This window comes from Kitasatospora sp. NPDC086801 (assembly GCF_044745805.1).
Classification (GTDB): Bacteria; Actinomycetota; Actinomycetes; order Streptomycetales; family Streptomycetaceae; genus Kitasatospora.
The window spans coordinates 59,317-77,152 of record NZ_JBIVAX010000017.1 but is presented as its reverse complement, the minus strand read 5'-3'; the positions used below and the strand labels follow the sequence as shown (position 1 = coordinate 77,152).

Here is a 17,836-nt window from a genome sequence, read left to right as displayed (position 1 = left end):
CGTCGAAGGCCAAAAAATTGGGGAGCCCCTCGCTGTTGCGAGAGGCTCCCCAATGTCTGTGCGCCGCCAGGGACTCGAACCCCGGACCCGCTGATTAAGAGTCAGCTGCTCTAACCAACTGAGCTAGCGGCGCCTGCTGACCTGGAAAACAATACACGGTCCCGGCGGGTGCCTCGAACCGCCCCGGAACCGCCTGGGAACCGTCCCGGAACCGCCCGCGTTCGCGCGGGAGCCGCCCCGGGGCCGAGGTGTCCGTTTCCGCCCGGTTGGGGTGCAGTTCGCCGCCGGTTAGGGTGGAACGGTGCCCAGCCCCAAGCCCGGACACCCGAACGCGCGGAAGGCGGTCGCCGCGCTGCTGATGCTCAGCGCCACGGCGTACACCGCCTGGGTGCTGGAGGTCGTACTGAGCACCGGACTCGACCCGGTGCAGGCGTACATCAGCGAACTCGCGGCCGAGGACCAGCCGCTGGGCGGCCTGTTCCGGGCCACCGACCTGGCGGCCGGGCTCTGCGTGCTCGCCGCCGCCGTCACCGCCCTCGCCGGCGGGCAGGCCGGGCCGCGCGGCGCCCGGCGCGGGTGGGCGGTGGTCGGCTGGTCCGCCCTCGCCCTGTTCGGCGCGGCGACCGCCGCCGACTCCCGGCTGCCGCTCAGCTGCGCCCCCACCAGCGACGAGATGTGCGCCGCCCGCGAGACCGCCGGGCTCGTCCCCGCGACCCACACCGCGCACGCCGTCACCAGCAGCCTCGCCATGCTCGGTGCGCTCACCGGACTGGCCGCGCTCACCGTCGCCGCCCGCCGCTACGGCTGGTGGCCGCCGGTGCGCCGGATCGGGCCCTGGCTGTTCGGCGCCGAACTGCTGGCCACCGGCTGGAGCCTGGCCTCGATCGCCGCCTTCGAGGCCGGGCGCGGCACCTGGGCGCTCGGGGCCGGGCAGCGGCTCCAGGTGCTGCTGGTGGCGCTCTGGCTGGCCGTCCTGGCGCTGAGCCTGGCCCTCCCCGCGGGGGTGCCGTCCGAGGAATCCACCTGGTCCGACGCTTCTCCGCCGCACCGGGAGCCCCGGTCGGCCGAGCGCCCGCCGGGCCGGGAGGCGGCATGACCGCACCCGAGGACCCCCGCGTCCGGGCGCGCTTCCTGCGCGTCGACGGCGTCCCGCTGCACGTCCGCACCGAGGGCAGCGGCCCGGTCTGCCTGCTCACCGGGGGCCTCGGCAGCAGCTGGTTCGACTGGGACCTGGTCGTCCCCTTCCTCACGCCCTACCGCACCGTGGTCCGCTTCGACCGGCCCGGCTACGGGCTGAGCGCCCCCGAGCCCGCCACCGGGCGGCCCGCCCCGACGGCCGTCGGCGAGGCCGCGCGGATCCGCGCGGTGCTGGACGGCCTCGGGCTGCGCGAGCCCTGCACCGTCGTCGGCCACTCGCTGGCCGGCTTCCACGTCGAGGCGTTCGCCCGGCTGCACCCCGACCGGGCCGCCGGACTGGTCCTGGTGGACAGCAGCGTCGAACCGGCGGCCCGGCCGTACCCGGCCCCCGGCGCGCGCGACCTGGCGGCCCGGGCGCTCGCGGGCGCCGCCACCGCCGTCGCCGTGCCGTACCTGCTCGGCCCGACCGCCCGCCGACTGGTGGCCCGGTTGTCCACCGTCTGCCGCGAGGACCTCGCCCCGGCGCCGCTGGTCCGGCACTGCTACCGCACCGGCCGGGCCCTGCGCGCCCTGCTGCGGGAGAACGGGCGCTACCTCGACCTGGCCGCCGAAGTGGACGAGCTGCGGCGCACCCGGCCGCTGCCCGAGGACCTGCCGGTCACCGTGCTCGCCGCCGACGACGGCTGCCGGAGCCGCCGTACCGAGGACTGGCTGGCCGGTCAGCGGGAGCTCGCGGCGCTGCTCGGGGCCGACTACCGCACCACCGCCCCGGCCGGGCACCTGGTGATGTTCGACCGCCCGGACGCGGTGGCCTCAGCCGTCCTGGACACCGGCTGAGGCGCCGCCGGCGACCACCTGACCGAGGTGTGCGGACGGGCTCCGGAACCGGCCGCCCGCCTGGTCGGCGCCGAGCGGCGCCAGTCCTCGGGGAGGGGGCGGGCGCCACAAGGGCCACAAGGGCCACAAGGGCCACAAGGGTCGCGGGGGCCGCGGAGGCATGTGCACCAGGCCCGGAAACGCCTCAGGCCGCCCACCGAAGTGAGCGGCCTGAGACCTTGCCATGTGCGCCGCCAGGGACTCGAACCCCGGACCCGCTGATTAAGAGTCAGCTGCTCTAACCAACTGAGCTAGCGGCGCCTGCTGACCCGGAAGACTTTACACGGCACCGGGCCGATCCGCCGAATCGCTTTCTAGCGGTCACCCGCAGTGATCATGGGGTGGCCGGCTACGACTCCGGGTAGTGGCAGGCCGCCTGGTGGTCCTCCGCCGGGGTCTCGCCGAGGAGCGCCGGCCGTTCCTGTTCGCACCGCGTCCGGGCGGCCGGGTCGGCGAGGCGGGCGTACACCGGGCAGCGGGTGCGGAAGGGGCAGCCGGTGCGGCGCTCGGTGGGGGAGGGCGGGTCGCCGGCGAGCAGGATGCGGTCGCGGGCGCGCTCGGCGGCGGGGTCGGGCAGCGGGACGGCGGAGAGCAGGGCGCGGGTGTACGGGTGCCGGGGGCGGTCGAAGACGGCGGAGACCTCGCCCTGTTCGACCGTCCGCCCGAGGTACATGACGCTGACCCGGTCGGCGAGGTGCCGGATCACCGAGAGGTCGTGCGAGACGAACAGGTAGGAGAGGCCGAGTTCGGCCTTGAGCGCTTGCAGCAGGTTGAGCACCCCGGCCTGGATGGAGACGTCCAGGGCGGAGACCGGCTCGTCCAGGACCAGCAGTTTCGGCCGGACGGCCAGGGCCCGGGCGATGGAGACGCGCTGGCGCTGCCCGCCGGAGAACTGGTGCGGGTAGCGGGCCGCGTGGTCCGGGTCGAGGCCGACCTGGTGCAGCAGTTCGGGCACCCGGCGGGCGATCTCCTCGCGGGCGGCGTGCTGGGCGCGCAGCGGTTCGGCGATGATGTCGCCGATCGGCATCCGCGGGTCGAGGCTGGCCATCGGGTCCTGGAAGACGATCTGCAGCTGGGCGCGCAGCCGGTGGGCCTCGGCGCGGGAGAGCTCGGCGGTGTCGTGGCCGAGCAGTTCGATCCGGCCGGTCTCGGGGGCGGCGAGGTTCAGCAGTTCGAACAGGGTGGTGGACTTGCCGGAGCCGGACTCCCCGACCAGGCCGAGGGTCTCGCCCTCCCGGAGGTCCAGGTCGACGCCGTCCACCGCGTAGACCTCGCCGACCCGGCGCTTGAACACCGTGCCCTTGAGGAGCGGAAACGTTTTGCCAAGGCCGCTCACCGCCAGCACCGGCGCCCGCGAGCCCCGGTCCCCCTGCTCCCCCCGCTCCCCCCGGTCCTCTTGGACGGCCGCCGGCACCGGGAGCGCCGGCACCGGGTAGACGTCGGCCGGCGCGGGCCGCCGCTCGGCCAGCTCCGCCGACCGGACGCAGGCCGCCAGGTGCCCGTCGTCCCCGGCCAGTTCCGGCTCCGCCGCCGAGCAGCGCTCCTCCGCCAGCGGGCAGCGGGCGGCGAACGGGCAGCCCGGCGGCAGGTCGGCCATCGGGGCGGGTGCGCCGGGGATCGGGACGAGCGGGCCGCCGAGCCCGTCCAGCCGGGGCACCGCGCCGATCAGGCCGAGCGTGTACGGGTGGCGCGGGGCCGCGAACAGCTCGTCCACCCCGGCGGTCTCGACCACCCGCCCCGCGTACATCACCGCGACCCGGTCGGCCATCCCGGCGATCACCCCGAGGTCGTGGCTGACCAGGACGAGGGCCGCGCCGGTCTCCCGCTGCGCGGTGCGCAGCACGTCCAGCACCTGGGCCTGGATGGTGACGTCCAGTGCGGTGGTGGGCTCGTCGGCGAGCAGGATGTCGGGGTCGTTGGCGATCGCCATGGCGATCATCGCGCGCTGGCGCATGCCGCCGGAGAACTCGTGCGGGAAGCTGTCCAGGGCCCTCTCGGGCGCCGGGATGCCCACCAGGTCGAGGAGTTCGGCGGCCCGGCGGCGGGCGGCGGCCCGGTCGACCCGCTGGTGGATGCGGACCGCCTCGGCGATCTGGTCGCCGATCCGGTAGACCGGGGTGAAGGCGGACAGCGGGTCCTGGAAGACCATGGCGATCCGGCGGCCGCGGATCGCGGCGAGGTCCTTCCCGGGCAGCCCGACCAGTTCCCGCCCGTCCAGCCGCACCGAGCCCTGGACGCCCGCCGTCCTCGGCAGCAGCCCGAGCACGGACAGCGCGGTGACGGACTTGCCGGAGCCGGACTCGCCGACGATGCCGAGGGTCTCGCCGCGCCGCAGGGTGAGGTCCACCCCGCGGACGGCGGGGACGGGGCCGTGCGGCCCGGCGAAGTCCACCCGCAGGTCGTGGACGGCGAGCAGGGGGGTGTCGACGGTGGTGGTCACGGCTTCTTCCTCCGGGCGGAGCGGCGGCGGGGCGCGCCCCCGGCGGTGGGGTCGAGGGCGTCGCGCAGCCCGTCGCCGATCAGGTTGACGGCGAGGACGAACAGCACCAGCAGTCCGGCGGCGAAGTAGAACAGCCAGGGGAACACCGGGGCTTCGCTCGTCCCGGCGGCGAGCAGGGTGCCGAGCGAGACGTCTGGCGGTTTGACGCCGAAGCCGAAGTAGGAGAGCGCCGTCTCGCTCATCACGGCGCCGCCGACCGCGATGGTGGCGTCGATGATGAGGAAGGAGGCGACGTTCGGCAGGATGTGGCGGGTGATGATCCGCAGTGGCCGCACGCCCATGAACCGTGCGGCGCGGACGAATTCGCGCTCGCGCAGCGAGATGGTCATCGAGCGGACCACCCGGGCGGTGATCATCCAGTTGAACAGGGCGAGCAGCAGCACGAAGGCGATCCAGCCGGTGCTCTTCAGCCGGGGCGAGACGATGGTGATGATCAGGAAGCTGGGGAAGACCAGCAGCAGGTCCACCACGAACATCAGCGCGCGGTCGGCCCAGCCGCCGAAGTAGCCGGCGCAGGCGCCGACCAGGGAGGCCAGCACGGTGGAGAACAGCGCCACCAGCAGGCCGATGACCAGCGACTTCTGCAGGCCGCGGACGGTCTGCGCGAAGACGTCCTGGCCGACCCCGTTGGTGCCGAACCAGTGCTGGGCGGACGGCGGTTGGTGCAGCGCGCCGAAGTCGGGGGTGGCGTAGTCCCAGGGCGTGAGGTAGGGCCCGCCGAAGGCGAGCGCGAACAGCAGCAGGACGATCACGGCTCCGGCGACGGCCCCGCGGGCGGCGAGCAGCCGGGTGAGGACGAGCCGGGCCCGGCCGGTGGTGCGGGGGGCGGCGGCCGGGGCGGCCGGTTCCACGGCGACGGTGGTCACGTCAGTTCACCTCCGGTCAGGACCGCACGCGCGGGTCGAGGGCGGCGTGCAGGGTGTCGGCGAGGAAGCCGGAGGCGAGGACGACGACGGCGGTGAACAGGTTGACCGCGACGACCGAGTTGACGTCCTGTTCGTTGATCGACTGGATCAGCCACTCGCCCATGCCGTGCCAGCCGAAGATCGTCTCGGTGAAGATCGCGCCGGTGAAGATGCCCAGGAAGCTGTAGGCGAACATGGTCGACATCGGGATCACGGCGGTCCGCAGCCCGTGCTTGACCAGTGCCCGGCGGCGGGTGAGCCCCTTGGCCTCGGCGGTGCGCAGGTAGTCGGAGCCGAGCACGTCGAGCATGGTGCCGCGCTGGTAGCGGCTGTAGGTGGCGAGGCCGCCGAGCGCGAGCGAGATGGTGGGCAGCAGCAGGTGCAGCGCCCAGTCGGCGAGGTGGGCGCCGAGGCCGCCGGTCAGCCCGGGCGTCTCGTAGCCGGTGAACGGGATGACGTCGTGGCCGGCCGCGTCCTTGGCGGCGATGGCGCCGTTCTTGAGGAACAGCGCGACCAGGAAGACCGGGGTGGAGAGCAGGACGAAGGAGAGCACGGTGAGCAGCCGGTCGGAGATCCGGTACTGGCGGACGGCGCTCCAGGCCCCGGCGGCGATGCCGAGGACGATGCCGAGCAGGCTGCCGAGCAGCAGCAGCCGCAGCGAGACCCAGACCCGGCGGCCGAAGTCGTCGGTGACCGGGGTGTCGTGGATGGTCCGGCCGAGGTCGCCGTGGAGCAGCCCGCCGGCCCAGTGGCCGAAGCGTTCGACGACCGGGGTGTGGTCGTTCAGGTTGAGCGCGGTGAGCTGGCGCTCGACCGACTCGGCGGCCGGGCGGGGGACCTTGGCGTCGAAGTAGGTGCGCGGCTGGAGGGCGGTCGCGGAGATCGCGTACGCCAGGAAGACGGCGGCGATCAGCAGCACCGCGTAGTAGCTCAGGCGCTTCGCCAGGTATCGGAGCATCAACGGCCGCCCGGGGTGGGGGAGGGGCCGACGCGTCTGGTGGGCATCGGGTGGTGGCCTTCGGTCGGGGCCCGTTCAGGCCTTCGGACGGCAGGGGGACGAGGCGGTACGGGGAAAGCGCAGGTCAGAGTCTGGCACCGGTGCGCGGCCGGGGTGTTGCGGCGATGTTGCCGCGTGTGACTTCTGGATCAGGTGTGCGGTCCTCCCCCTGGTGACGGAACTGATCGGCTGTTACGTTCTGCTGGCCCGGTGCCGACTTGGCTGCCCATGCTCAAGGCCCGCCACACCTCACGCGGCACAACTGCCCGTTACCGCCCGTTTCGAAGACCTCACCAGGGGGACCTCATGGACGCTTCCAGCACGGCCCGCCGCCTCGGCCGGGCGACCGCCCTCGCCGTCGCCGTCGCGCTGGCGGTCACCGCGTGCACCTCGGGCGGAGGCGGCTCGGCCGACAAGGTGGCGAAGAGCGAGCCGCCCCGGCAGGACTCCCAGGACATCAACGCCAAGCCGCTGGACCAGGTCAAGGACGGCGGCGAGGTGCGGTTCCCGCTGTACCAGTGGATCACCCAGTGGAACCCGTTCCAGGTGGACGGCACCTACGGCGACGCGGTCTCGATCATGCGCGCCCTGGAGCCGTCGCTCTTCAACACGGACGCCTCGGGCACCTTCCAGGCCAACACCGACTACCTGCTGGACGCCAAGGTCACCTCGACCTCGCCCGAGGTGATCACCTACAAGCTCAACCCCAAGGCCAAGTGGTCGGACGGCAAGCCGCTCAGCTACCTGGACTTCAAGGCCGACTGGCAGGCCAGCAACGGCAAGGACCCGGCGTACAACATCGCCGACCCGTCCGGCTACGAGCAGATCTCCGCCGTCGAGCAGGGAGCCGACCCGACCGAGGTGAAGGTCACCTTCTCCGAGCCGTACGCGGACTGGCAGAACCTGTTCCGCCCGCTGATCCCGGCGGCCGGCATCGCCACCCCGGACGACTTCAACAAGGGCTGGGTGGAGAAGATCCCGATCACCGCGGGCGCGCTGAAGATCGGCGTGGCGGACAAGACCGCGCAGACCCTCACCCTCGTCCCGGACCCGGCCTGGTGGGGCACCAAGGCCAAGGCGGACAAGATCACCTTCCGGGTGATGACCCAGTCCGCGACCACCCAGTCGTACCTCAACAACGAGATCGACCTCGCCACGGCCGGCACCGCCACCGCGTACGGGCAGCTCAAGGACGCCAAGGACACCGCGATCCGGGCCGCCAGCCCGTGGGACGAGGTGCACATCTCCTTCGGCTCCGGCGGCGCGCTGGCGGACCAGAAGGTCCGCCAGGCGCTCGGCAAGGCACTCGACCGCTCGGCGCTGATCAAGATCGCCAACAATGGCGTGCCGGTGGAGTTCAAGCCGCTCGGCAACCACATCTTCATGCCCAACCAGACCGGCTACCAGGACAACTCGGGCGAGTGGGCGAAGTTCGACCTGCCCGCCGCCAAGAAGCTGCTGGACGACGCCGGCTGGAAGGAGGCGGGCGCCGGCCAGCCGCGCACCAAGGACGGCCAGTCGCTGCAACTGCACTGGGCGGTCAACGAGTCCACCCCGCAGGCCCAGATCGACCTGGCCACCGCAGCCGCGGCGATGTGGCTGCAGGCCGGGGTCAAGGTGAGCCTGGACAAGGTGCCCGCCAACGACTTCTTCACCAAGTACGTGAACCCGGGCAAGTTCGAGATCGCGAGCTGGCGCAACACCGACTCGTTCCCGCTCTCCAAGAGCCTGGGCAACTTCCGTCTGCCGGTGGGGGACAACACCTTCAACAACCCCTCGCGCATCGGCAGCCAGGAGGTCGACGACCTGCTCAAGAAGGCGGCCGGGACGGTCGACCCGGTGGAGGCCGCGAAGCTCTACAACCAGGCCGACGCGAAGATCTGGGAGCTCGGCCACACCGTCGAGCTCTACCAGCGGCCGACCGTGGTGGCGACGCGCAAGGGCCTCGCCAACTACGGTGCCTTCGGCCTGGCGGGGGAGGACTACGCCAAGGTCGGCTGGGAGAAGTAGCCCCCGCCGCGGACGCGGCGAGAGCGACCGCACGGCAGGCGCTGGCGAGCAGCGCGGTGATCACGAGGCCGGTGGTGCGGACACGGGAAGGTCGGCTCCGCCGCCCCCGCTGTCCTGCCACCGGCCTTGACCTTCCGCGTTGCCCGCAGGCCGCCCGTGTCGTGGGGCCCCGCAGGGCCCGCGCTCGCTTCCAACCGGGGACGAATGTAGCGGGGCCGTCCGGCCGGTCGCGGCGCAGCGCGCGGGGCGCGCCCGGAAACCCGCCGCGCTGTCACCCGGTTCGCGCACCCGGGCGTCAACTACGGCTGACGGCAAGGAAAAAAGGGGACAAAAAAGCGCAATCGCTCCCGGGTCGCGCACCGCTGCGCCCGTCGCGGCGGTGCGTGCGCGGGGCCCGGGCCGCTGCCAGGATGCGCGGGACAGCCAGCCCCTCCCGAACCCGGAGCAGCACCGATGGCCAGCGATTCCGCCGCCGCCCCCCACCCGCATCCCGTCGACCCGCCCCCGGTGCGCCGGATGGTCCCGCGCGACCGGGACGAGCCGCACCGGGTCGCCACCCCGTTGGAACTCTTCTTCGACCTCTGCTTCGTGGTCGCCGTCGGCCAGGCCGGGCGCGAACTCGCCCAGTCCCTGGCGGCCGGCCACTACGGCGACGGCCTGCGCGGCTACGCGATCGCCTTCTTCGCGATCTGGTGGGCCTGGATGAACTTCACCTGGTTCGCCTCCGCGTACGACTGCGACGACGTGCCGTACCGGGTCACCACGCTGGTGCAGATCGCCGGGGTGCTGGTCCTCGCGGCCGGGGTGCCACGGCTGTTCGCCACCCAGGACCTGACGCTGTCGATCACCGGGTACGTGGTGATGCGCCTGGCGATGGTCACCCAGTGGCTGCGGGCGGCGGCCAGCGAGCAGGGCGAGGCGCGCCGGGTCGCCGTGCGGTACGCGGTCGGGATCGCGCTCTGCCAGGTGGGCTGGGTGGTGGTGGTGCTGCTGCCGGACGCCGTCCGGCCGGTGGTCATCCCGCTCGGGGTGCTGTGCGAGCTGGCCGTGCCGGTGGTCGCCGAACTGCGGACGCAGACCTCCTGGCACCCGCACCACATCGCCGAGCGGTACGGGCTGTTCACCCTGATCGTGCTCGGCGAGACGGTGGCGGCCGCGACGGTCGCGGTGCAGTCGGCGGTGGACGAGCACGAGGAGCTGGGCCGGCTGGTGCCGGTGGCGATCGGCGGCCTGCTGATCTGCTTCGCGGCCTGGTGGATCTACTTCGCCCGGCCGGTCCACGAGCACCTGCGCTCCAACCGGCAGGCCTTCGCCTGGGGGTACGGCCACTACCTGGTGTTCGGCGCGGCCGCCGCGATCGGCACCGGGCTGGAGGTGGCGGTGGAGTCGGCCGTGCACCAGGCGGAGATCTCCGTGACGGCCGCCACCGCGACGGTCACCGTTCCCACCGCGCTCTACCTGCTCACGGTCTGGCTGCTGCACTCCCGGCACACCAAGACTGGTCCGGCGCAGGCGCTGGCCCCGACCGGGGCCGTGCTGGTGCTGGCCTGCACCGCGCTCGGCGGCTCCGGCGTGCTGGCGGCGGGCCTGGTCTGCGCGCTGACCGTGGCGGTGGGCGTGCTGCTGCACAGCCGGGAGGGCTGACCGGGGCGCGCGGCGGTTCTCGGAGCCCCGGCGGTTCCTGGGCGCTTGGCCCTCTTCGGGGCCCCGGTGGTCCTCCGGCGCGGTGGTTGTCCGGCGCGCGGCGGTTGTCGGGCGCCGGGCCGTCGTCGGGCGCCGGGCCGTCGTCGGGTGGCCCGGGCGCCGTCAGGCGCAGTCCAGCAGGACCGGCTCGTGCCGGGCCAGCCAGGCCAGGTAGGCCGGGTTGACCTTGGCCAGGTCCAGGTAGGCGGCGCGCAGTTCGCCGTACAGCGCGTCCAGCGCGGGCGGGCTGAGCGCGCGGGGGCGCCAGGTGAACAGCAGCCGGACGGCCAGCGGGTCCCCGTGCACGGGGCGCACCACCGTGCCGGGCCCGGGGGCGGAGGTCGGCTGGCAGGGGCGGACGGCCTCGCCGGAGGCGACCAGTTCGGCGGCGGTGGCGTTGTCCCGCACCTGGACCACCCGGGGGTTGAGCCCGGCCTCGCTGAACACCCGGCGCATCGCCGCGTACTCGTGGTCGGCGGTCGGGTCGACCATCCAGGTGTCCTCGGCGAGGTCGGCCAGGTGGACGACCGGACGGGCGGCGGCCGGGTGCCCGGCGGCGAGCGCGACGAACTGCGGCTCACGGGCCATCAGCACCCGGTGCTCGGCGTCCGGCGGCACCCGTAACGGGAAGCCCTCGCTCTCGTAGACGAAGGCCACGTCCAGTTGGTCGGCGGCGACCATCCGCAGCAGCGCGCTGGCCGAGATGTCGACGTGGATGGTGGTGTCGGTGTCCGGCAGCCGTTCGTGCACCCGGCGCAGCCAGGCGGCGACGGCCCGGCTGCCGACGCTGCCGATCCGCAGCCGCCGCTGCCGCCCGGGGCCGGCCGCGTCGCGGGCCTCCTGGCGGGCGGCGGCCACCAGCGCGGCCATCTCGGTGATCACCGGCCGGGCCCGGGACAGCACCGAGTGGCCGAGCGCGGTGGGCCGGCTGCCGGTCTGCTCGCGGGTGAACAGGGCGCCGCCGATGGCCCGTTCGATGCGGTGCAGCTGGGTGGTGAGGGAGGGCTGGGTCATGCCGAGCTGGAGCGCGGCCTTGCGGAGGCTGCCGGTGTCGGCGATCGCGCACACCACCCGGAGGTGTCTCACGTCGAGCTCCACGCCGGGAGCATAGACGCCACCCGGCCACATCGCCAAGGACATGACAGGACAAGGCGCGGCGGGAGGGCGTGCGGAGGGCCCCATCGGTATGCGGCCGTGCTATCGCCGGTTGACATCATCCGCCGCGGGCCCGGGCGGGTCGAAGCTCAGGGGCAGCGAATCCGCCCCGGCCCCACCGGGGCGCCCCCACCGTCGCCGTAGCCGTGTCCGGCCCCCACCGGCCCCGGCGGTTCGGCGTACCGCGAAACCCGGAGCCCCCACATGAAGCGATCCGTGCTGTCCGCCGCCCTCGGTCTGGCCCTCGCGGCCGGTCTCGCCGTGCTGCCCGCCACCGCCGCGTCCGCCGCCGTCCCCGGCCCGGCCGTCCAGGGCTACACCGCCTCGACGTACGCCGGTTCGGCCGCCGAGGCCGCGAACAACCAGGCGTTCTTCCGGGCCGTGATGGCCTCCGCCAAGGCCAAGCAGGCCGCCAACCCGTGGCTGCAGACCGTCACCGTCACCTACGACACCGCCAGCGCGCCCTCCTTCACCAGCCAGATATCCCAGGCCGCGCAGATCTGGAACAGCTCGGTGAGCAGCGTCCAGCTCCAGGCGAGCAGCGGCACCGGCGACTTCTCGTACTACGAGGGCAACGACAGCCGGGGCTCCTACGCCAGCACCGACGGCCACGGCCACGGCTACGTCTTCCTCGACTACCAGCAGAACCAGCAGTACAGCTCGCTGCGCGTCACCGCGCACGAGACCGGACACGTGCTCGGCCTGCCCGACAACTACTCCGGCCCGTGCAGCGAGCTGATGTCCGGCGGTGGCCCCGGCCCGTCCTGCACCAACCCCTACCCCGACAGCAGCGAGCGCGGCCAGGTCGACAGCCTCTGGGCGAACGGCGTGGAGTCCGTGAACTAGGGCCTGTCCGGGCGTCCGCGAACCGGGGGCGCCCGCGAACCAGCCGCGTCATCAGGGAAGTCTCCGACGTCCTTCGGGTGCGGCGGGCCGCCCGGCCGGAATCGGGTGGCCCGCCGCTTCGGTTACTTCCCCGAGCCGGAGCCTAGCCGCCGGTGGAACGGAATGCCAGGGGCACGCACGAGTCAAGACCGGTTAAAGACATCTCAAATCCCTTTATCGCAAGGAGTATTGATCGAGGCTATCGCGGGTTGACATCATCCGCCCGCCCACCGGGCTGCCCGAAGCTCTGGGGACATCACCCGCTGACCAGGTGTCCCCCAGGGCCGGCCCCCAACCGGCCACGACACCACCGGAATCGGAGCCCCCACATGAAGCGATCCGTGCTGTCCGCCGCCCTCGGTCTGGCCCTCGCGGCCGGTCTCGCCGTGCTGCCCGCCACCGCCGCGTCCGCCGCCGCGTCCGCCGCCGCCTCCGGCCCGGCCGTCCAGGGCTACACCGCCTCGACGTACGCCGGTTCGGCCGCCGAGGCCGCGAACAACCAGGCGTTCTTCCAGGCCGTGATGGCCTCCGCCAAGGCCAAGCAGGCCGCCAACCCGAACCTGGCGACCGTCACCGTCACCTACGACGCCAGCTCGGCGCCGACCTTCCGCACCCAGATATCCCAGGCCGCGCAGATCTGGAACAGCTCGGTCGGCAACGTCCAACTGCGGGCCGGCTCGGGCGGCGACTTCTCGTACTACGAGGGCAACGACAGCCGGGGCTCCTACGCCAGCACCGACGGCCACGGGCGCGGCTACGTCTTCCTCGACTACCAGCAGAACCGGCAGTACAACTCGGTCCGGGTGACCGCGCACGAGACCGGGCACGTGCTCGGCCTGCCGGACCACTACTCCGGCCCGTGCAGCGAGCTGATGTCCGGCGGCGGCCCCGGCACCTCCTGCACCAACCCGTACCCGAACAGCACCGAGCGCAGCCGCGTCAACTCCCTCTGGGCGCGAGGCTGATCGTCCGCCAGGCGCCCCGGCCCGGCCGCAGCCCGCAGCGGCCGGGTCGGGGCGCCCGCGCGCCGTCGTCCGCGGTGCCGTCGTCCGCGGTGCCGTCTGGTGGGGCGCTGTCGTCCGGCGGGTTGTCGTCCGGGGCGTTGTCGGTGCCACGTGCGAGCATGCGGGCGAGATCCGTTCGCCCCCGACCTTGAGGTGCTGCCGCCATGCCCCGTTCCGTCCCCGACCAGCTCACCGACCTGCCGTACGCGGACCTGCTCCGCCCCCACACCGGGCGGCTGCGCAGCGACGAGCGGTACGACACCACGCACTTCGACGGCGGCGAGCACACCGACGAGTCGGCGGCCGGGGCGGCGTTCCTGGAGTGCGCCTTCACCGGGGTCGCGCTCAGCGGGGTCAAGCTGCGCCAGGCCCGGTTCAACGAGGTCTGGGTGCAGGCCGGCCGCTGGGTGGCCTGCGACCTGAGCGACACCGAGTGGCAGGACAGCGCCTTCGTCGGCGGCGTGCTGGCCGGGGTCGCCGTGCACGGTTCGGCGCTGCGCCGGGTGGTGTTCCGCGGCTGCAAGCTGGAAGCGGTCAACCTGCGGGCCGCGGTGCTGCGGGACGTCGTGTTCGAGGACTGCCTGCTGCGCGACGTGGACTTCGGCGACGCCAAGCTGACCGAGGTGTCCTTCCCCGGCTCCACGCTGGAGGAGGTCCGGCTGCGCGGCGCCACCCTGAAGAAGACCGATCTGCGCGGGGCCGCCCGGCTCGGGCTCGCGGACGGCCACCAGGGGCTGCGCGGCGCAGTCATCAGCTCCACCCAACTGATGGAGCTGGCACCGCAGTTCGCCCACGCACTGGGAATCGAGGTCAAGGACCGCTGACCAGCCGCCCGCTCCGTCCCTCCCCGGCGTTTCCGCCGCCCGTTCAGCCCGGCGTCGTTCGGTGACACCCGGACGAACAATCCGCCAACCCTGCCTCGCGCATCTGGTGGGCGCCTCCGGCCGGGGTGGAAGATGCTGCGCGATTGATGAGCCCCGACTTGTGTACACAACATCGCCAGTGAAGGGACGGGCCGGGCTGATGGCCGAGCTGAGTCGTAGGAAGTTCGTCACGCTGTCCGGAGCCGCCGCGGCGGGACTCGCCGTGGCCGGCACCGGCGCCGCGGGAGCCGCCCCCGGCGCGCCCGCGGTGGCCTCCACCACCGCGCTCCAGCAGACCGGCACCATCAACGACGTACAGCACGTGGTGATCCTGATGCAGGAGAACCGCAGCTTCGACCACTACTTCGGCACGTTGCGCGGCGTGCGCGGCTTCGCCGACCGCAGCGCCATCCAGATAGCCGGCGGCTACAGCGTCTTCAACCAGCCCAACGGCCTGCTCGGCCGCCAGTACCCGTGGCAGTTCAGCCAGACCAAGCCGGCCGGCGGCGCCGACCCCGAGCGCCTCGCCCAGTGCAATGGCGATCTCTCCCACGGTTGGAGTGATCAGCACAAGGCCTGGAACAGCGGCAAGATGGACTCCTGGGTCGCCGCCAAGGGCAACGTCCGCACCCTCGGCTTCCTCACCCGCCAGGACATCCCGTTCCACTACGCGCTGGCCGAGAACTGGACCATCTGCGACGCCTACCACTGCTCCGTGCTCAGCGCGACCGGCCCCAACCGCACCTACCACTGGTCCGGCCAGATCGACCCGGCCGGCAGCGCCGGCGGCCCCGCCTACGACGGCGGCGACGAGAAGGGCCTGCGCTGGCAGACCTACGCGGAGGCCCTGGAGAGCGCCGGTGTGAGCTGGAAGGTCTACCAGAACGCCGCCGACAACTACGGCGACAACGCGCTGGCGTATTTCACCCAGTTCTCGGGTGCCTCGGCCGGCAGCCCGCTGGCCGTCAAGGGCATGGGCTCGGTGCCCAAGGCCACCGGCAGGACCCCGGACGACATCGCCGCCGCGATCAAGGCCGACGTACTGAACGGCACCCTCCCGCAGGTCTCCTGGATCGTCCCCGACCAGGCCTCCTCCGAGCACCCGTACGCCACCCCGGCCGACGGCGCGCACTTCGTCCACCTGGTGATCGACGCGCTGAACGCCGACCCGAACGTCTTCAACTCATCCGTCCTGTTCATCAACTACGACGAGAACGACGGCTTCTTCGACCACGTGCCGCCGCCCGCCGCCCCCGCCGGCACCCCGGGCGAGTTCTACAACGGCACCAACATCGGCCTCGGCTTCCGCGTCCCGATGATCGCCGTCTCGCCCTGGACCCGCGGTGGCTGGGTCAACTCCGAGACCTTCGACCACACCTCCGTGCTGCGCTTCCTGGAGACCTGGACCGCCGCCCTCGGCACGCCCGCGCAGTGCGCGAACATCAGCGACTGGCGCCGCCGTGTCTGCGGCGACCTGACCAGCGCGTTCGACTTCGCCAACCCGGTCTACGGCCTGCCCGGGCTGCCCGACACCTCGCAGACCATCGGCCTGTCGGCGTGCGGCCCGCTGCCCAACCCGGCCCCGGTCAACAACCAGCTGCCGCTCCAGGAGAGCGGCACCCGGCCGGCCCGGGCCCTGCCCTACCAGCCGAACGCCAACCTGGACCACCTGGAGTTCGGCTCGGGCGGGGTGATGAAGGTCTGGATCAAGATGGCCAACGAGGGCACGGCGGCGGCGAAGTCCGCGCACTTCGCCGCCTACGCCAACGCCTACCGCAGCGGCGGCCCCTGGCAGTACACCGTCGACCCGGGCGGCAACACCAGCGACTTCTTCAACTGCGGCAGCGGCTTCGGCGGCGGCCCCTACGACCTCACGGTGGTCGGCCCCAACCGCTTCCTGCGCCGCTTCAAGGGCGACGCGACGAAGGCGGGCAAGAACGCGGCCGTCACCGCCTCGTACGCGGTCGAGCCGGGAACGGGCAAACTGGCGGTGTACTTCAAGCTCGCCAACTCCGGTACGACGCCGCTGACCTTCACGATCGCCTCCAACAACTACCGCACGGACGGCCCCTGGACGTACCAGGTCCCGGCCGGCGGCAACGTCAGCGACTTCTTCAACGCCGCGGCCTACAACAACGGCTGGTACGACTTCACGGTGACAGCGGATGCCGACAGCACCTGGTCCCAGCGCTTCACCGGCCACCTGGAGACGGGCACGCCCAGCGTCACCGGCTGACGGTCGTTGCTACGTAGAACGGAGACCCCACTACCCTCCGCTGGTAGTGGGGTCTCGGGTGCGTGATCGGAGGCCACCGGCTGTTTGGGGCGGCCGGAGGGTGTAGGTGTTGAACCCGGCGTGCTCGCCGGTCGGGACGAACCCCGCCTTGAGGAGGACGCGGCCGGAGGCCGGGTTGTCCGGATGGTGTTTGGCGTGGATCTCGGTCAGTCCGAGGCGGCCGAAGCCCAGGGCGAGAATCCTGCGGACCGCCTCGGTGGCGTGCCCCTTTCCCCAGACGTCCGCGCGCAGGATGTAGCTGAGTGCGGCGACGGGGCGGTCCAGGTGGAGCTTGGTGATTCCGAGCAGGTCGCCGTCGAGGTCGAGGCCCAAGACATATGCCGAACGGTCCACAGGGTGCCGGCGAGGGCGTGGACGTCGGCGGCCTGTGTCGTGTCGACGGGCTGGGGTCCGGTGATGACCCGGGCGGCCAGCTCGGGGGCGGCGAGGTGGACCATCGTGCCGTCGAAGGTCGTCCACGGAGTCGTGCCGACCTTCCGGGACCAGGCGAAGTCGAGGAGTCGCACGGTCCCGTCGCCACCGTGGATGCCGTGCTGGGGCTGGAGGTCGTCGTGCACCCACCCTTCGGCGTGGAGGTCTGCCACGGCGCGGCACAGCCCGACCGCAGCGGCCCGGGCCTCGTCCCGCCCACCTTCGCCCTTGCGCAGGGGGCGGAGGACCTGCCAGGTGGACGGTCCGACCAGCCACGGGGTGACGAACCAGACGTCGTCGTCGAACCGGCCGGCGGTCACGGTGTAGCCGGGGAGCTGGTCCAGCACCGAGGCTTCCCGCGCGGTGACCTCGGCGGCCTCGCCGGTGCCGAGCTTGATACTCGCGACGCCCCGCGGACCGGTCGCCTTCCAGACTGCCGAGCCCCGCCGGTTGCTGATCTCCTCCAGCTCCAGCGGTCCGCAGATGGCCGCCGCGGTTTTCAGCGCTTCGGCGGCCTCAGGAGTGAACTCGCCCATTCTCTTACTGCCTTCCACTCGCAAGGGATGTGCTCGAACACGTCGCGGCCGTCGTCAACAGCCCCGGCCACCGCGGCCGCGAGGTCGGGTGTGCTCGTCAGGAGCTTCGGGTCCAGGAGGCGTACGGCCGCACGTACCGGGAGGAACGAGAACGGGGCCGGCGGGATGCTATGCCCGGCCCTGCTGGTCTCAGCAGCGCCCTGGACGAACTTGCCGAACATCACGCCGACCGGACCGTAGAGGTTCTTCAGTGCCCAGTGCGGCCAGGTCAGCAGCTCGCGGTGGTCGGCGTCGGCGCACTGCCCGAGCAGCACCACGTTCTCGCACGCCAGTGCGCCGAACGGCTCGGCCATCAGGGGGCGAATCCACTCCGCTGCCTGCACGCCCGCGTAGAACAGTTCGGCTTCGACGGCGTACCGGTGTACGTCGGGCGCGATCTCGTAAACGGTCCACCCGGTCATACCGCGCGCTGCGGACGGCCGGAGGAACGGGCAGTACTGGTGCATGGCGGAGAGATAACCGCTCACGTCCACGCCGGCCGGGTTCTCCGTCCGGGCTTTGGTGAGGCGGAGCGCCCC

The 17,836-nt window shown here is 72.7% G+C and carries 15 protein-coding genes, 2 tRNA genes and 1 pseudogene; 8 read left to right on the top strand and 10 right to left on the bottom strand.

Annotation, left to right across the window (positions count from 1 at the left end; translation table 11 throughout):
• Positions 1 to 59: 59 nt before the first annotated feature.
• Positions 60 to 133 (bottom strand) — tRNA-Lys (locus ACIPLC_RS19675).
• Between the two features lie 225 nt (positions 134 to 358).
• Here ACIPLC_RS19675 and ACIPLC_RS19670 point away from each other — a divergent pair.
• The gene (locus ACIPLC_RS19670; RefSeq protein WP_400474336.1) at positions 359 to 1,096 is read left to right on the top strand and encodes a DUF998 domain-containing protein; all 738 of its coding nucleotides are present in this window, start codon (positions 359 to 361) and stop codon (positions 1,094 to 1,096) included.
• A complete protein-coding gene (locus ACIPLC_RS19665; protein WP_400474266.1) occupies positions 1,093 to 1,974 on the top strand; it encodes an alpha/beta fold hydrolase in 882 nt (293 codons plus the stop codon). Before ACIPLC_RS19670 ends, ACIPLC_RS19665 begins: the two co-directional genes overlap by 4 nt.
• Before the next feature lie 226 nt (positions 1,975 to 2,200).
• On the opposite strand, the gene ACIPLC_RS19660 is transcribed toward ACIPLC_RS19665, so the two are convergent.
• From ACIPLC_RS19660 to ACIPLC_RS19645, 4 genes are all read right to left on the bottom strand, one after another.
• Positions 2,201 to 2,274, bottom strand: a tRNA-Lys gene (locus ACIPLC_RS19660).
• Between the two features lie 88 nt (positions 2,275 to 2,362).
• Positions 2,363 to 4,453 carry a dipeptide ABC transporter ATP-binding protein gene (locus ACIPLC_RS19655; protein WP_400474265.1) on the bottom strand — a complete coding sequence of 697 codons (2,091 nt, stop codon included), beginning with the start codon at positions 4,451 to 4,453 and terminating at the stop codon, positions 2,363 to 2,365.
• Complete coding sequence (locus tag ACIPLC_RS19650; protein WP_400474264.1) at positions 4,450 to 5,379, bottom strand: ABC transporter permease; 930 nt, start codon at positions 5,377 to 5,379, stop codon at positions 4,450 to 4,452. The genes ACIPLC_RS19655 and ACIPLC_RS19650 overlap by 4 nt, the downstream gene beginning before the upstream one ends.
• Before the next feature lie 16 nt (positions 5,380 to 5,395).
• Positions 5,396 to 6,376, bottom strand: coding sequence for an ABC transporter permease (locus ACIPLC_RS19645; RefSeq protein ID WP_400474263.1), 981 nt, complete (start codon positions 6,374 to 6,376; stop codon positions 5,396 to 5,398).
• 345 nt (positions 6,377 to 6,721) lie between these two features.
• Here ACIPLC_RS19645 and ACIPLC_RS19640 point away from each other — a divergent pair, with 345 nt between their 5' ends.
• The gene (locus tag ACIPLC_RS19640) at positions 6,722 to 8,425 is read left to right on the top strand and encodes an ABC transporter family substrate-binding protein (RefSeq protein WP_400474262.1); all 1,704 of its coding nucleotides are present in this window, start codon (positions 6,722 to 6,724) and stop codon (positions 8,423 to 8,425) included.
• Positions 8,426 to 8,878: 453 nt separating this feature from the next.
• Complete coding sequence (locus tag ACIPLC_RS19635; protein ID WP_400474261.1) at positions 8,879 to 10,069, top strand: low temperature requirement protein A; 1,191 nt, start codon at positions 8,879 to 8,881, stop codon at positions 10,067 to 10,069.
• Positions 10,070 to 10,231: 162 nt separating this feature from the next.
• On the opposite strand, the gene ACIPLC_RS19630 is transcribed toward ACIPLC_RS19635, so the two are convergent.
• A complete protein-coding gene (locus tag ACIPLC_RS19630; protein WP_400474335.1) occupies positions 10,232 to 11,236 on the bottom strand; it encodes a LysR family transcriptional regulator in 1,005 nt (334 codons plus the stop codon).
• A 231-nt stretch (positions 11,237 to 11,467) separates the two neighbouring features.
• Here ACIPLC_RS19630 and snpA (ACIPLC_RS19625) point away from each other — a divergent pair, with 231 nt between their 5' ends.
• Complete coding sequence (snpA, locus tag ACIPLC_RS19625) at positions 11,468 to 12,109, top strand: snapalysin (protein WP_400474260.1); 642 nt, start codon at positions 11,468 to 11,470, stop codon at positions 12,107 to 12,109.
• A gap of 368 nt (positions 12,110 to 12,477) precedes the next feature.
• Entirely contained in the window at positions 12,478 to 13,113 is a 636-nt protein-coding gene (snpA, locus tag ACIPLC_RS19620; RefSeq protein WP_400474259.1) for a snapalysin, read from the top strand.
• Here the strand turns inward: snpA (ACIPLC_RS19620) and ACIPLC_RS19615 are convergent.
• On the bottom strand, positions 13,088 to 13,273 hold the full coding sequence (locus ACIPLC_RS19615; protein WP_400474258.1) for a hypothetical protein: 186 nt from the start codon (positions 13,271 to 13,273) through the stop codon (positions 13,088 to 13,090). The genes snpA (ACIPLC_RS19620) and ACIPLC_RS19615 overlap by 26 nt on opposite strands.
• A 43-nt stretch (positions 13,274 to 13,316) precedes the next feature.
• On the opposite strand from ACIPLC_RS19615, the gene ACIPLC_RS19610 reads away from it, so the two are divergent.
• The gene (locus tag ACIPLC_RS19610; protein WP_400474257.1) at positions 13,317 to 13,976 is read left to right on the top strand and encodes a pentapeptide repeat-containing protein; all 660 of its coding nucleotides are present in this window, start codon (positions 13,317 to 13,319) and stop codon (positions 13,974 to 13,976) included.
• 199 nt (positions 13,977 to 14,175) lie between these two features.
• On the top strand, positions 14,176 to 16,251 hold the full coding sequence (locus tag ACIPLC_RS19605; RefSeq protein ID WP_400474256.1) for a phosphocholine-specific phospholipase C: 2,076 nt from the start codon (positions 14,176 to 14,178) through the stop codon (positions 16,249 to 16,251).
• A 30-nt stretch (positions 16,252 to 16,281) separates the two neighbouring features.
• Here the strand turns inward: ACIPLC_RS19605 and ACIPLC_RS19600 are convergent, their stop codons facing one another.
• From ACIPLC_RS19600 to ACIPLC_RS19590, 3 genes and pseudogenes are all read right to left on the bottom strand, one after another.
• Entirely contained in the window at positions 16,282 to 16,644 is a 363-nt protein-coding gene (locus ACIPLC_RS19600; RefSeq protein ID WP_400474255.1) for a GNAT family N-acetyltransferase, read from the bottom strand.
• Positions 16,645 to 16,646: 2 nt separating this feature from the next.
• Positions 16,647 to 17,258, bottom strand: a pseudogene (locus ACIPLC_RS19595) (hypothetical protein); the annotation flags it as partial.
• Positions 17,222 to 17,719 (bottom strand): hypothetical protein, encoded by a 498-nt coding sequence (locus tag ACIPLC_RS19590; protein WP_400474254.1) that lies wholly within the window; start codon positions 17,717 to 17,719, stop codon positions 17,222 to 17,224. The pseudogene ACIPLC_RS19595 and the gene ACIPLC_RS19590, both read right to left, overlap by 37 nt.
• Between the last annotated feature and the right edge of the window lie 117 nt (positions 17,720 to 17,836).